The following is a 16,441-nucleotide window of genomic DNA, read 5'->3' as shown; positions in this document are numbered from 1 at the left end:
GAGGTTGACGTCCCGATGTCGAACGAAGACAAGCTCCGCGACTACCTGAAGCGGGCGATCGCGGACCTCCACGAGACCCGCGAGCAGCTCCGCGAGGCGACCGAGCAGCACCGGGAGCCGATCGCCGTGGTCGGCATGGCCTGCCGGCTGCCGGGCGGCGTGGCCTCCCCCGAGGAGCTGTGGGAGCTCGTGCGCGACGGCGTCGACGCCGTCTCCACCTTCCCCGCCGACCGCGGCTGGGACCTGCCGGAAGGCGCCGTCACCTCCCGCGAGAGCGGATTCCTGCACGACGCCGGCGAGTTCGACGCCGGGTTCTTCGGCATCTCCCCGCGCGAGGCCCTCGCCATGGACCCCCAGCAGCGGATCCTCCTGGAGACCGCCTGGGAGGCCGTCGAACGGGCCGGTATCGACCCCGGCACCCTGACCGGCACCCCGACCGGCGTGTTCGTCGGCACCGGGCACGGCGGCTACGACAGCGCCGCCACCGCCGGCGGCCAGGTCGCCGAGACCGCCGCCGGACACCTGCTGACCGGCAACACCGTCAGCGTCGCCTCCGGCCGCATCTCCTACGTCCTCGGCCTTGAGGGCCCGGCCATCACGGTCGACACCGCGTGCTCCTCCTCCCTCGTCGCCCTGCACCTCGCCGTCCAGTCGCTGCGCCGCGGCGAGTGCTCGCTGGCGCTCGCGGGCGGCGTGACGGTGATGTCGAGCCCGCAGATGTTCACCGAGTTCTCCCGTCAGGGCGGCCTCGCCGCCGACGGCCGGTGCAAGCCCTTCGCTGCGGCGGCCGACGGCACCGCGTGGAGCGAGGGCGCCGCCGTCCTCCTGGTCGAGCGGCTCTCCGACGCGCGGCGCCTCGGGCACCCGGTGCTGGCCGTCGTGCGCGGCTCGGCCGTCAACCAGGACGGTGCCTCCAACGGGCTGACGGCCCCCAACGGCCCGTCGCAGCAGCGCGTGATCCGGGCCGCGCTGGCCGACGCCGGTCTGACGCCCGCCGAGGTGGACGCCGTCGAGGCGCACGGGACGGGCACGCGGCTCGGCGACCCGATCGAGGCCCAGGCTCTCCTTGCGACCTACGGCCAGGACCGCGAACAGCCCGTTCTCATCGGTGCGTTGAAGTCCAACACCGGTCACACCCAGGCCGCCTCCGGCGTCGCCGGCGTGATCAAGACGGTCCTCGCGATGCGGCACGGCCTGCTGCCGCGCACCCTGCACCTCGACGCCCCGACCCCGCACGTCGACTGGACCGCCGGCTCCGCCGAACTCCTGGGCGAGGCCCGCGAATGGCCCGCCAACGCGTGGCCCCGGCGGGCGGCCGTGTCCTCCTTCGGCGTCAGCGGCACCAACGCGCACGTCGTGCTGGAGGAGGCGCCGGTCGAGATTTCGGAACCCGTCGGCGAGGCCGCGCCCGGGGCGGTGCTGCCGTGGGTGCTGTCGGCGCGCAGCGGGCCGGCCCTCCAGGCCCAGGCCGGGCGCCTCGCCGCCCACCTCAGGACCCGTGGACCGCTCGACCCGGTCGACGTCGCCCACTCCCTGGCCACCGGCCGGGCGGCCATGGCCCACCGGGCCGTCGTCGTCTCCGCCGACCCCGGGGAGCGCCTGCGCGCCCTGGACGCCCTCGCGGCCGGGGGCGCGGTCCCCGGCCTCGTGACGGGCGTAGCGGAGAAGGGGGCGACGGCGTTCCTGTTCTCGGGGCAGGGGTCGCAGCGACTGGGGATGGGGCGGGAGTTGTATGCCCGGTACCCGGTGTTCGCCCGTGCCTTCGACGAGGTGTGTGCGGAGCTGGATCCCGCCTTGCGCGACGTGGTGTGGGGTTCGGATGCGGAGCTGCTGAACCGGACGGAGTTCGCTCAGGCGGGGTTGTTCGCCGTCGAGGTGGCGCTGTTCCGGCTGGTCGAATCGCTGGGTGTCCGCCCCGAGTTCGTGGCGGGGCACTCGATCGGTGAGGTGGCTGCGGCGCACGTGGCCGGGGTGTTCTCGCTGGCCGACGCGTGCGCGCTGGTGAGTGCCCGTGGTCGGCTGATGCAGGCGCTGCCTGCGGGCGGCGCGATGCTGGCCGTGCAGGCGACGGAGGACGAAGTCCTGCCGCTGCTCACCGAGTTCGTGTCGATCGCCGCCGTCAACGGCCAGACCTCCGTCGTCGTTTCCGGTGCGGAGGAGGCCGTTGACGCGGTCCGGGAGCACTTCGCGGACCGCAAGACGACGCGGCTGCGCGTCTCGCACGCGTTCCACTCGCCGCTGATGGATCCGATGTTGGAGGACTTCCGTGAGGTCCTCAACGGGCTGACGTACAACGCGCCGTCGATCCCGGTGGTCTCCAACCTGACGGGCGCGCTGGGCGGGGACTTCACCACCTCCGACTACTGGGTGCGCCACGTCCGTGAGGCCGTCCGCTTCGGCGACGGCATCCGCACGCTCCACGCCGCCGGGGTCACCCGCTTCCTGGAGCTAGGCCCCGACAGCGTCCTCACCGCGCTGGCGGCCGAGTCGCTGCCCGCCGACGCGGCCCTCGCCGCCGTGCTCCGCAAGGACCGCCCCGAGGAGCCGGCCACCCTGGAAGCCCTCGCCCGCCTGCACGTGCGCGGAGCGGGCCCGGACTGGGCGGCGGTGCTCGCCGGGTCCGGCGGCCGCCGCGTCGACCTGCCCACGTACGCGTTCCAGCGGCAGCGCTACTGGCTGCCCGAGCTCCAGCGCCGCGACGCGGGCGCCCCCCCGGCCGACCCGGTCGAGGACGCGTTCTGGACGGCCGTCGAGGCCGGGGACCTGCAGGAGGCGTCGGCCGTCCTCGGGATCGCGGAGGAGGCCGCCGAGGCCTCGCTGGACCGCCTGCTGCCCGTCCTGGCCTCCTGGCGCGGTCAGCGGCGCCTGCTCGGCGCGCTGGACGGGTGGACGTACGGGACGAGCTGGGTGCCCGTGCGCGGCCTCACCGACGCCGTCCCGGCAGGGCGCTGGCTCGCCGTCGTACCGGAGGGCGCGGAAGGCGAATGGCCCGCGGCCGTCCTCGACGCCCTCGCCGAGCGCGGCCTGCGGATCGAGCGGGTAGCCGGGACCGAGGCCCTGGCCGAGGTGCTCGCGGACGGCGTCGGCGAGCCGCTCGCCGGCGTCCTCTCCTGCCTCGCCGCCGACGGCCGCCCGCACCCCGACCACCACGTCGTCCCCCGCTACCTGCCCGCCACCGTCGAGCTGCTGCGCACCCTGGAGGCCGCCGGCGGTCCGGCGAGGCTCTGGTGCCTCACCCGGGGCGCCGTCGCGGCCGAGGGCGCGGACCGGGTGAGCGAGCCCGGGCAGGCGCAGCTGTGGGGCCTCGGCCGGGTGGCCGCGCTGGAGCACCCGCAGCGCTGGGGCGGCCTGATCGACCTGCCCGCCGCCCTCGATGCCCGCACCGCCGCGCGCCTGGCCGGGATCCTCGCCCAGACCGCCGAGGACCAGCTCGCCCTGCGCGGCTCCGGCGCCTACGCCCGCCGCCTGACCCGCCGCCACCTGCCGCCGGTCCCGGGCCGCGCGGCCGGCCTGCCGCGGCCCGCCTCCGAAGGGTGCGGGGTGGCGGAGTTGTCCGCGCCGTCGGACCGTCCGGGTGACGACGTGGTGGAGCGGAACGCGTCGGGCACCGGTGTCGATGCCAGGCCCGACACCGGTGCGGCCGCCGGCCGTCCGGCCGGTGAAGCGGCGCAGCCGAGCGCGCCGGACGCCCCCGACGGCTGGACCGCCCCCCGGGGCACCCTGCTCGTCACCGGCGGCACCGGCGCCCTCGGCGCCCATGTCGCCCGCTGGCTGGCCCGGGCCGGCGCCGAGCACCTCCTCCTCGTCGGCCGCCGTGGCTCCGGGGCCCCCGGCGCGCAGGAGCTGAGCGCCGAGCTCGAAGGACTCGGCACCCGCGTCACCGTCGCCGCCTGCGACGTCGCCGACCGCGACGCGCTCGCCGCCCTCCTCGCCGCCGTGCCCGCCGAGCACCCGCTCACCGGTGTCGTCCACGCCGCCGGCGTCCTCGACGACGGCGTCCTGGAGGGCCTCACCGCCGACCGTTTCGACGCGGTGCTCCGCGCCAAGGCGGTCTCCGCCCGCAACCTCCACGAGCTGACGGCCGGGCACGACCTCGCCCTGTTCGTCCTGTTCTCCTCGATCACCGGTGTCCTCGGCAACCCCGGCCAGGCCAACTACGCCGCCGCCAACGCCTACCTCGACGCCCTCGCCGAGCACCGCCGCGCCGCCGGACTGCCCGCCACCGCCGTCGCCTGGGGCCCGTGGGCCGGGGGCGGCATGGCGGGGGACCACCCGGGCCTCACCGGGCGGATGCGGCGCAGCGGGCTCGCCCCGATGGACCCGGAGCGGGCGGTCGCCGCGCTGCGTCGGACCCTGCTCGCGGACGCGTCCGGCCTCACCGTGGCGGACGTCGACTGGAGCGCCCTCGCCCCCGTGCTCACCGCCGCCCGGCCGAGCGCGCTGATCGCGGACCTGCCCGAGGTGCGCCGCGCGGTCACCCCCGCCCTGGCGACCGAAAAGGATTCCCCGCTGGCCGAGAAGCTGCGCGGCCGCGGTGCCGACGAGCAGGAGCGGCTGCTGCTGGAGCTCGTCCGCACGGAGGCCGCCGCCGTCCTCGGGCACGCCTCGACGGCGACCGTCGACGCCGCCCGGGCGTTCCGGGACCTCGGGTTCGACTCGCTGACCGCCGTCGAGCTGCGCAACCGCCTCACCGCCGCGACCGGTCTGCGCCTGCCCGCCACGCTGCTGTTCGACCACCCGACCCCGGCCGCCGTCGCGGCGCACCTGCGCGCCGAACTGGCGGGCACGGCCGCCGTCCTGGAGCCGGTGGCCGCCGTCGCCGCCGACGAGCCGATCGCGATCGTCGCGATGGCCTGCCGCTTCCCCGGCGGCGTCGAGTCGCCGGAGGACCTCTGGCGGCTGCTCGCCGAGGGCCGCGACGCGGTGGGCCCGTTCCCGGCCGACCGGGGCTGGGACACCGACCGCCTGCACCACCCGGACCCGGACCACGAGGGCACCAGCTACGTCGCCGAGGGCGCCTTCCTCACCGCCCCGGCCGACTTCGACGCCGCCTTCTTCGGCATCTCCCCGCGCGAGGCCCTCGCGATGGACCCGCAGCAGCGGCTCCTGCTGGAGACGGTCTGGGAGGCCGTCGAGCGCTCCGGCATCGACCCCGGCGCCCTGCACGGCTCGCGGACGGGCGTGTTCGTCGGCTCCAACTTCCAGGACTACCACCTGCTGCTGGACCCGGCCCGGGAGGGCGTCGCCGGGCACGTGATGACGGGCAACGCCGCCAGCGTGATCTCGGGCCGCGTCGCCTACACGCTCGGCCTGGAGGGCCCGGCCGTCACGGTCGACACCGCGTGCTCGTCCTCGCTGGTCGCCCTGCACCTGGCCGCCCAGGCGCTGCGCCGCGGCGAGTGCACGCTCGCGCTCGCGGGCGGCGTGACGGTGATGTCCACGCCGCAGGTGTTCGTCGAGTTCTCGCGCCAGCGCGGCCTGGCCCCCGACGGCCGCTGCAAGCCGTTCGCGGACGCGGCGGACGGGACGGGCTGGGCCGAGGGCGTCGGTGTGCTGCTCGTCGAGCGGCTCTCCGACGCGCGGCGCAACGGGCACCCGGTGCTGGCCGTCGTGCGCGGCTCGGCCGTCAACCAGGACGGTGCCTCCAACGGGCTGACGGCGCCCAACGGCCCGTCGCAGCAGCGGGTGATCCGGGCGGCCCTCGCCGACGCCGGTCTGACGCCCGCCGAGGTCGACGCCGTCGAGGCGCACGGCACCGGCACCCGCCTGGGCGACCCGATCGAGGCCCAGGCCCTGCTCGCCGCCTACGGACAGGACCGCGAACTCCCGCTGCTCCTGGGCTCGGTGAAGTCCAACCTCGGCCACACCCAGGCCGCCGCCGGCGTCGCGGGCGTGATGAGGACCGTGCTCGCGATGCAGCACGGCGAGCTCCCGAAGTCCCTGCACATCGACGAGCCGACCGCGCAGGTCGACTGGACCGCCGGCGCCGTCGAGCTGCTGAGCGAGGCCCGCACCTGGCCCGAGACCGGACGGCCGCCGCGCGCCGGCGTCTCCTCGTTCGGCGTGAGCGGCACCAACGCCCACGTGATCCTCGAAGCGGCCCTCGCGCCCGAGCCGCTGCCCGAGCGCCCGGCCGCCGACCGCCCGCTGCCCTGGCTGCTCTCCGCCCGGAGCCCCGAGGCCGTGCGCGAGCAGGCCCGCCGCCTCGCCGCCCACGTCCGGGCCGCCGAGCCCGCCCTCGACGACGTCGCCCGCTCGCTCGTCACGACCCGCGCCGCCCTGGAGCACCGGGCCGCCGTCGTCGCGCCCGACCGCGCCGGGCTCCTGGACGGCCTGGACGCGCTCGCCGACGGACGCGCCACCCCCGCCGTGTTGGAGGGACAGGCCGCGGGGGAGGGCGCCCCGGTCTTCGTCTTCCCGGGCCAGGGCTCCCAGTGGGCCGACATGGCCGTCGAACTCCTGGACACCACACCGGTGTTCGCGCAGCGCTTCGCCGAGTGCGCGGCGGCCCTCGAACCGTTCACCGACTGGTCGGCGACCGACGTCCTGCGCGGCGCACCCGGCGCACCCGGCTTCGACCGCGTCGACGTCGTGCAGCCAGTGCTGTTCGCCGTCATGGTGTCGCTCGCCGAACTGTGGCGCGCGCACGGCGTCGAACCGGCCGCCGTACTCGGCCACTCCCAGGGCGAGATCGCCGCCGCGTGCGTGGCCGGCGCGCTCTCCCTGGACGACGCCGCCCGCGTCGTCGCCCTGCGCAGCCGGGCGATCCGGCAGCTCGCCGGCCTCGGCGGCATGGTCTCGGTGGCCGAGCCGGTCGCCGCCGTCCGCGAGCGCCTCGCACGCTGGGACGAGCGCATCTCCGTCGCGGCCGTCAACGGCCCCGGCTCGGTGGTGGTCTCGGGCGACCCCGAGGCCCTGGAGGAGCTGATCGCCGACTGCGAGCGGGCCGGCGTCCGGGCCCGCCGCGTCCCCGTCGACTACGCCTCGCACTCCGCGCACGTCGAGCGCATCGAGCACGAGCTGCTCGACCTCCTCGCGCCGATCACCCCGCGCAGCGCCGACGTGCCGTTCTGCTCGACCGTCACCGGCGCCGTGATCGACACCGCCGGACTCGACGCCGCCTACTGGTACCGCAACCTGCGCCACACCGTGGAGTTCGAGCAGGCCACCCGCACCCTGCTGGCCGCAGGCCACCGGGTGTTCGTCGAGGTCAGCCCGCACCCCGTGGTGACCACCGGCGTCCAGGAGACCATCGAGGACAGCGGCCTGCCCGCCGCCGCCCTCGGCACGCTGCGCCGCGACGAGGGCGGCCCCGGCCGCTTCCTGCTCGCCCTCGCCGACGCCCGCAACCACGGCGCCCGGGTGGACTGGGACCTCCTGTTCGCCGGCACCGGCGCGCGCGCCACCGAGCTGCCGACGTACCCGTTCCAGCGGCAGCGCTACTGGCCGCGCCCCGGCGGCACCGGCGGCGACGTCACCACGGCGGGCCTGGCCGCGCCGGAGCACCCGCTGCTCGGCGCCGCCGTCGAACTCGCCCAGGGCGGCGGGCTGGTGGCCACCGCCCGCTGGTCGCTGCACACCCACCCGTGGCTCGCCGACCACGCCGTCGCGGGCACCGTCGTGGTGCCCGGCGCCGCGCTGGTCGAGGCGGTCGTCCGGGCCGGCGACGAGCTCGGCTGCGGACGCATCGAGGAACTGACCCTGCACGCGCCCGTCCTGCTGCCCGAGCGCGGCGCGCTCCAGGTGCAGATCGAGGTCGGCGCCCCGGACGACACGGGCCGCCGCCCGGTCGCCCTGCACACCCGCCCGGCCGACGCGGACGCGCCCGAGGGCTGGACCCGGCATGCCGACGGCGCGGTCACCCCCGACAGCGCCCTCGCCCCCGCGGGGGCCGAGCCCGCGCCGACGGCCGCCGCCTGGCCGCCCGCCGGCGCCGAGCCGATCGACGTCGACGGCTTCTACCCGGGCCTGCGCGAACAGGGCTACGGCTACGGCCCGGTGTTCCAGGGCGTGCGCGCGGCCTGGCGTCTCGGCGACACCGTCCACGCCGAGGTCGAGCTGCCCGCGCCGGCCCGCGCCGACGCCGCCCGCTACGGCCTGCACCCCGCCCTCCTCGACGCCGCCCTGCACCCCGCCGGGCTCGGCCCGCTGGCGGGCCGCCCCGGGCTGCCCTTCGCCTGGACCGGCGTCACGCTCCACGCCGCCGGGGCCACCGCGCTGCGGGTGACGCTCACCCCGGCCGGGCCCGACGCGGTGTCCGTCGCGATGGCCGACCCGGCCGGCCGCCCGGTGGCCGCCATCGAGGCCCTGGCCGTGCGCCCGCTCGCCGAGGGCGCCCTCGACCCGGCCGCCCGGGTGGCCCGCGAGGCGCTCTTCCACCTGGACTGGCCGGCCCTGACCCTCCCCGAGCCGGGGCCGGCCCCCGCCCGCTGGACCGTCCTCGGCGAGCCGCCCGCCCACGCGGCGGCCCTCGCCGAGGCGGGCGTCACCCTGACGGCCGCCGCCGACGCCGATCTGACGGTCGTGGAGCCGAGCGGCGACGACCCGCTCGCCGCCCTCGAACGCGCCCTCGCCGTCCTCCAGGACCAGCTCGCCGAGGACCGTCCCCTGCTGGTCCTGACCCGCCGCGCCGTCGCCGCCGATCCCGCCGAGGACGTCCACGACCTGCCCGCCGCCGCCGTCCACGGCCTGGTCCGCTCCGCGCAGAGCGAGCACCCCGGCCGCATCGTCCTCGCCGACCTGGACGACGACCCCGCCTCCTGGCGGGCCCTGCCCGCCGCGCTCGCCACCGGGGAACCCCGGCTCGCCCTGCGCCACGGCACCGCCCACGCCCCCCGCCTGGCCCGCGCCCACACCGCCGGGCCGCTGCCCGTGCCCGACGGCCCGTGGCGCCTCGACATCCGCACCAAGGGCACCGTCGACAACCTCGAACTCCTGCCGAGCCCCGACGCGGCCGCGCCGCTAGCCGGGGGCGAGGTCCGCATCGAGGTCCGCGCCGCCGGCCTCAACTTCCGCGACGTCCTCAACGCCCTCGACATGTACCCCGGCGGCGCCCGCTTCCTCGGCGCCGAGGCCGCCGGCGTCGTGCGCGAACTCGGCCCCGGCGTCACCGGACTCGCCGTCGGCGACCACGTCATGGGCATGGTCACCGGCGGGTTCGGCCCGCTCGCCGTCGCCGACCACCGCGTCCTCGCCCGCGTCCCCCGGGGCTGGACCTTCGCCCAGGCCGCCTCCGTCCCCGTCGTCTTCCTCACCGCCTACTACGCCCTGCGCGACCTCGCCGACCTCCGGGAAGGCGAACGCCTCCTCGTCCACGCCGCGACCGGCGGCGTCGGCATGGCCGCCACCCAGCTCGGCCGCCTCTGGGGCGCCGAGGTCTACGGCACCGCGAGCGAGGCCAAGCAGCACCTCCTGCGCACCGACGGCCTGCCCGACAGCGCCATCGCCTCCTCCCGCACCCTCGACTTCGAGGAGCGCTTCCGCACCGCCACCGGCGGCGAAGGCGTGGACGTCGTCCTCAACTCCCTCGCGGGGGAGTACGTCGACGCCTCGCTGCGCCTCCTCGGGCCCGGCGGACGGCTGATCGAGATGGGCCGCACCGACGTCCGCGACCCCGCCGAGGTCGCCGCCGCCCACGGCGGCGCCCGCTACCAGGCCTTCGTCCTCCAGGAGGCCGGGCCCGAGCGGATCGGGCGGATGCTCGCCGACCTGGTCGAGCTGTTCGAACAGGGCGCGCTGCAGCCCCTCCCGCTCACCTGCTGGGACGTCACCCGCGCCCGCGAGGCCTTCCGGTACATGGCCCAGGCCCGGCACACCGGCAAGATCGTGCTCACCGTCCCGCGCCCCTGGGCCGCCGACGGCACCGTCCTGATCACCGGCGGCACCGGCACCCTCGGCGCCGAACTCGCCCGCCACCTGGTCACCACGCGGGGCGTCCGCCACCTGCTGCTCGCCGGCCGCAGTGGCCCCGACGCCCCCGGCGCCGCCGAACTCCTCGCCGACCTCGCGGCCCTCGGCGCCGACGCCCGCGCCGTCGCCTGCGACACCGCCGACCGCGACGCGCTCGCCGCCCTGCTGGCCGCCGTGCCCGCCGAACACCCGCTCACCGCCGTCGTCCACGCGGCCGGCGTCCTCGACGACGGCGTGGTCGAAGGCCTGACGGCCGACCGGCTCGCCGCCGTGCTGCGCCCCAAGGCCGACGCCGCCCGCCACCTGCACGAGCTCACCCGCGGCCTCGACCTCGCCGACCTCGTCCTGTTCTCCTCCGCCGCCGGGGTCTTCGGCTCGCCCGGCCAGGGCAACTACGCCGCCGCCAACGCCTGGCTCGACGCCCTCGCCCAGCACCGCCGCGTCGCCGGCCTGCCCACCACCGCCCTCGCCTGGGGCCTGTGGGCACAGGCCAGCACCATGACCGCCCACCTCGGCGCGGGCGACCGGGCCCGCGCCGAGCAGTCCGGCGCGCTCACCCTCAGCACCCCGGACGGCCTCGCCCTGTTCGACGCCGCCCTCGCCGACCACCGCGCCCTCCTCGTCCCCGTCCGCCTCGACACCGCCGCCCTGCGCTCGCGCGGCGCGGCCGAACTCCCCGCCCTGCTGCGCTCCCTGCTGCGTCTTTCTCTCGGGGGTACTCCGGCCCGCCGCGCCGCGCAGGGCGCCCAGGCCGCCGACGGGCTGCGCGCCCGCCTGGCCGGGCTCAGCGCGGCCGACCGCGCCGCGGCGCTGCTCGACCTGGTGAGCGGCTGCACCGCGGCCGTCCTCGGCCACTCCTCGGCCGAGCAGGTCCACGCCGCGCGGACGTTCCGCGACCTCGGCCTCGACTCCCTGACCGCCGTGGAGCTGCGCAACCGCCTCAACTCCGCGACCGGCCTGCGGCTGCCCGCGACCCTCGTGTTCGACCACCCCACCCCCGGGGCGCTCGCCGGGCACCTGGCCGACGGCCTCACCGGCACCGCCGCGGCGCCCGGGACCGGCGTCGCGCTCCAGGCGGCCGACGAGCCGATCGCGATCGTCGGCATGGCCTGCCGTTTCCCCGGCGGCGTCGCGACCCCCGACGACCTGTGGACCCTGCTGTCCGCCGGCACCGACGCCATCGCCCCCTTCCCCGCCGACCGCGGCTGGGACCTCGACCGCCTCTACGACGGCATCCCCGACCACCCCGACTCCTCCCGCACCCGCGAGGGTGGCTTCCTCGCCGACGCCGCCGGCTTCGACGCCGCCTTCTTCGGTGTCAGCCCCAACGAGGCCCTCGCGATGGACCCGCAGCAGCGGCTCCTCCTGGAGACCTCGTGGGAGGCCCTCGAACGCGCCGGCATCGACCCCGGCACGCTGCGCGGCAGCCGCACCGGCGTGTTCGCCGGCCTGTCGTCGAGCGACTACCTCGACCGGGTCGCCCGCATCCCCGACGAGGCCGCGCCGTACGTCAGCACCGGCAACGCGGCGAGCGTGATCTCCGGCCGCGTCGCCTACACGCTCGGTCTGGAGGGCCCGGCCGTCACCGTCGACACGGCCTGCTCGTCGTCCCTCGTGGCGCTCCACCTGGCCGTCCGCGCGCTGCGCGGCGGCGAGTGCACGCTCGCCCTCGCGGGCGGCGTCACCGTGATGTCGACGCCGATGATCCCGGTCGACTTCGCCCGCCAGCGCGGCCTGGCCCTCGACGGGCGCTGCAAGCCCTTCGCGGACGCCGCCGACGGCACCGGCTTCTCCGAGGGCGTCGGCGTGCTGCTCGTCGAGCGGCTCTCGGACGCGCGGCGCAACGGGCACCCGGTGCTGGCCGTCGTGCGCGGCTCCGCCGTCAACCAGGACGGCGCCAGCAACGGGCTCAGCGCCCCCAACGGCCCAGCGCAGCAGCGCGTGATCCGGGCCGCCCTGGCCGACGCCGGTCTGACGCCCGCCGAGGTCGACGCCGTCGAGGCGCACGGCACCGGCACCCGCCTCGGCGACCCGATCGAGGCCCAGGCCCTGCTCGCCACCTACGGCCAGGAGCGCGAACACCCGCTCCTCGTCGGCTCGGTGAAGTCCAACCTCGGCCACACCCAGGCCGCCGCGGGCGTCGCCGGCGTGATGAGGACCGTCCTCGCCCTGCGGCACGGCGAGCTGCCGGTGTCGCTCCACATCGACCGGCCCACCACGCACGTCGACTGGACGGAGGGCGCCGTCGACCTGCTCACCGAGGCCCGCGACTGGCCCGCCACCGGACGGCCCCGGCGCGCCGGCGTCTCCTCCTTCGGACTCAGCGGCACCAACGCCCACGTGATCCTCGAACAGGCCCCCCAGCAGGAGTCCCAGCCCGGTTCCTTGACCCCCGGGCCCGAGCGCCCCGCCCTGCCCTGGCTGCTCTCCGCCCGCAGCGCCGAGGCCCTGCGGGGCCAGGCCCGCGCGCTGCTCGACCACCTCGCCGCCAGCAGCGCCGCGCCGCTCGACCACCTCTCCACCAGCAGCGCCGCGCCGCTCGACCTCGCGTACTCCCTCGCCACCGGCCGCGCGCTCCTGGAGCACCGCGCCGCCGTCGTCGGCACCGGCATCGAGGACCTGCGCGCCGGGCTCGCCGCGCTCGCCGAGGGCACGCCCGCCCCGGGCGTCGTCACCGGCCGGCACGGCGCCGGCCGCGACCGCCGGGCCGTCCTCGTCTTCCCCGGCCAGGGCTCCCAGTGGGTCGGCATGGGCGCCGAACTGCTCGACGCCTCCCCGGAGTTCGCCGAGCGGATCGCCGCTTGCGAACGGGCCCTCGCCCCCTGGACGGACTGGTCCCTCGAAGCCGTCCTGCGCGGCCGGGCCGACGCGCCGTCACTCGACCGCGTCGACGTCGCCCAGCCCGCGCTGTGGGCCACCATGATCGGGCTCGCCGCCTGCTGGCAGGCCCACGGCGTCACCCCCGCCGCCGTCCTCGGCCACTCCCAGGGCGAGATCGCCGCCGCCTGCGTGGCCGGCGCGCTCTCCCTGGAGGACGGCGCCAAGGTCGTCGCCCTGCGCAGCCAGGCCATCGCCCGCGGCCTCTCGGGCCACGGCGGCATGGTGTCGGTGCCGCTGGCCCACGCCGACGTCCTCGCCCGGATCGAGCCCCACGGCGGCCGGATCTCGGTGGCCGCCGCCAACGGCCCGGCCGGCGTGGTCGTCTCCGGCGAGAACGCGGCCCTCGACGACCTCCTGGCCGGCTGCGCCCGCGACGGCGTCCGGGCCAAGCGCATCCCCGTCGACTACGCCTCCCACTCCGCCCAGGTCGAACGGATCGAGGAGACCCTCCTCGCCGAACTCGCCGGACTGACCACGCGCGAGGCCCGCATCCCGTTCTTCTCCACCGTCACCGCCGACTGGCTCGGCGACACCCCGCTCGACGCCGGGTACTGGTACCGCAACCTGCGGCGGACCGTCCGCCTGGAGGAGTCCGTCCGCGCCCTGCTCGCCCAGGGCCACGACGCCTTCCTCGAATGCAGCCCGCACCCCGTGCTCGCCATGGCCGTCGAGGACACCGCCGCCGACGCGGGCGTCCGGGCCGTCGTGCTCGGCACCGTCCGGCGCGAGGACGGCGGCCAGGCCCGGCTGCTCGCCTCCCTCGCCGAGGCCCACGTGCACGGCGTGCGGATCGACTGGCGGCCCGCCCTCGCCGGCGGCCGGTCCGCCGACCTGCCCACCTACGCCTTCCAGCGCCGCCGCTACTGGCTCGCCCAGGACGCCGCCCGCACCGGCGCTCCCCTCGAACCCAGCGGGCTGGACGGGGTCGTCCGGTTCGCGGACGGCTCGGGGAGCGTCCTGCTCACCGGCCGGATCGGCACCGGGACGCACCCCTGGACGGCCGACCACCGCGTGCGCGGCACCGCCGTCGTGCCGGGCACCGCGCTGCTCGACTGGGCCGTGCGGGCCGGCGACGAGGCGGGCTGCCCGACCGTCGCCGACCTCACCGAGCTCACCCCGCTGACCCTGCCCGACCACGGCACCGTCGACCTCCAGCTCACCGCGGGACCCGCCGACGCCGACGGCCGACGGGCCCTCACCGTCCACGCCCGCCCGACCGGCGCGCCGGACGACCTCCCGTGGACCTGCCACGCGACCGGCACCCTGACTGGTGAGAGCGCTGACGGCGCGTCCCTGACCGCATGGCCGCCCGCCGGTGCCGAGGCGGTGGACACCCTGGACGACGCCGAGTACGGCGAGCGCTTCCGCACCGTCGCCGCACGCTGGCGGCGCGGCGACGAGCTGTTCGCCGAGGTCGCCCTGCCCGAGGAGCACCGCACCGAGACGGCCGGCTTCCGCGTCCACCCCGGACTCCTCCAGGCCCTGCTCGCCGCCCTCCCGGGCGGCACCGACCCCGCCCAGCCCACCGACTGGCGCGGCGTCACCGTCCACGCCACCGGCGCCGCCCTGCTCCGCGTCCGGCTCACCCCGGCCGCCGACGGCGGCCACGCGCTCACCGCCGCCGACGCCGACGGCGCCCCCGTGCTCACCGCCGGGGCCGTCACCGTCCGCCCGATCGCCGCCGAGCACCTCGCCCCGGTGGCGGACCCGCTCTACGCGGTCGAGTGGGCTCCGACACCGAACAGCGCCGTGTCCGCCACCGGCCTTGAGGACACGGCCGTCCTCGGCGGCGACGACGCGCTCGCCGCCGCCCTCGGCGCCCGCTCCTACGCCGACCTCGCCGGCCTCACCGCCGCCCTGGACGCCGGGGAGCCGGCACCCGCCACCGTCGTCCACCGCCTGACCGCGGCCGACGACGCCGACCCCGTCACCGCCGCGCACCGCGCCGTCCGGGCCGCCCACGGCCTCGCCCGCGCCTGGCTCGGCGAGCCCCGGCTCGCCGACGCCCGCCTCGCCCTGCTCACGCACGGCGCCGAGGCCGCGGCCCCCTCCACCGACGCCACCGTCCTCGCCCAAGCCGCCGCCCACGGACTCATCCGCTCCGCCCAGTCCGAGAACCCCGGCCGCTTCCTCCTCGTCGACCTCGACGAGGACCCCGCCTCGGACGCCGCCCTGCCCACCGCCCTCGCCGTCCCCGACGAGCCGCGCCTGGCCGTCCGCGGCGGCGAGGTGACGGCCCCCCGGCTGCGCCCGCTGCCCGCCGGCGGGGACGACCGCGCGTGGTCCTGGAATCCCGCCGGCACCGTCCTGATCACCGGCGGCACCGGCACCCTCGGCACCCTCGTCGCCCGCCACCTCGTCACCGAGCACGGCGTGCGCCACCTCCTGCTCACCGGCCGCCGGGGCCCGGACGCGCCCGGCGCCGCCGAGCTCGTCGCCGACCTCGCGGCCCTCGGAGCCCACGCCCGCGTCGCCGCCTGCGACACCGCCGACCGCGCCGCCCTCGACGCGCTCCTCGCCACCGTCCCCGCCGACCACCCGCTCACCGGCGTCGTCCACGCCGCCGGCGTCCTGCACGACGGACTGCTCGAAAGCCTGACGGACGAGCAGCTCGCCGAGGTGCTGCGCCCCAAGGTGGACGCCGCGTGGAACCTCCACGACGCGACCCGCGACCTCGACCTCTCCGCCTTCGTCCTGTTCTCCTCCTTCGCCGCCACGGCCGGTGGCCCCGGCCAGTCCAACTACGCCGCCGCCAACGCCTTCCTCGACGCCCTCGCCCACCTCCGCCGCGCCGAAGGCCGCCCGGCCGTCTCCCTCGCGTGGGGATACTGGGGAGAATCGAGTGGAATGACGTCCACGCTGGACGCCGTGGCCACCGCCCCCTGCGCCCGCCCGGGCTCGCCGCCCCCCCCGGCCCGCCAGCGCCCCGCCGCGCCGGCCCCCGCGGGCCGCCGCCCCCGACCGCCCCTCGCCCCGATCCGGCTCGACCGGCACGCCCTCGCCACGGCCGGGGCACCGCCGCTGTTCGCCGAGCTCGCGCCCCGCCGCGCCGCCGCCCGGCGCACGGCCGCCGGCCCGGCCGGGAGCACGGCGACCGGCGACCGGGGCGTGCTCGACCGGCTGCCCGGCCTCGCCGCCGTCCAGCAGGAGAAGCTGCTGCTGGACGTCGTCGTCGGCCACCTCGCCGCCGTCCTCGGCCACGGCTCGCCCGAGGCCGTCGAACCCGAGCGCGGCTTCCTCGACCTCGGGATGTCCTCCCTGACCGCCGTCGAGCTGCGCAACCGCCTCAACGCCGAACTCGGCCTGCGGCTGCCCACCACGACGATCTTCGACCACCCGTCGCCCACCGCCCTCGCCGGGCGCCTGCGCGACCTGGTCGGCGCACCCGCCGGCACCGCGGCGCCCGCCCGGCCCGTCTTCGCCGAACTCGACGAGCTGGAGAGCGCGCTCGGCGCCACCGAACTGGACGCCGACTCCCGCACCCGCCTCCTCGCCCGCCTCAAGAGCCTCCAGTGGCGGCTCGACGGCGACGCCACCGAGTCGCCCGCGGCCGCCGACGGGCCGGACGACGCGCTCGACGCCACCACGGACGACGAGATGTTCGACCTGATCGACCGCGAGCTCGGACTCGCCTGAGGCGACCCCGTAAGAC

Annotated in this window: 1 protein-coding gene; it reads left to right on the top strand. The window is 77.6% G+C overall.

Features of this window, described 5'->3' with window-relative positions; all coding sequences use genetic code 11:
* Positions 1-15: 15 nt before the first annotated feature.
* Positions 16-16,425 carry an SDR family NAD(P)-dependent oxidoreductase gene (locus ACFXDE_RS06745; protein WP_380491535.1) on the top strand — a complete coding sequence of 5,470 codons (16,410 nt, stop codon included), beginning with the start codon at positions 16-18 and terminating at the stop codon, positions 16,423-16,425.
* Positions 16,426-16,441: the final 16 nt, after the last annotated feature.

This window comes from Kitasatospora sp. NPDC059408 (assembly GCF_042751525.1).
In the GTDB taxonomy this organism is placed as follows: Bacteria; Actinomycetota; Actinomycetes; order Streptomycetales; family Streptomycetaceae; genus Kitasatospora.
The sequence above is the reverse complement of the archived record's forward strand: the minus strand, read 5'-3'. Positions and strand labels throughout refer to the sequence as shown.

Bases quoted from the DNA above. Each gene is read 5' to 3' on its own strand.
- ACFXDE_RS06745 (WP_380491535.1), top strand. From the start codon at position 16: ATGTCGAACGAAGACAAGCTCCGCGACTACCTGAAGCGGGCGATCGCG.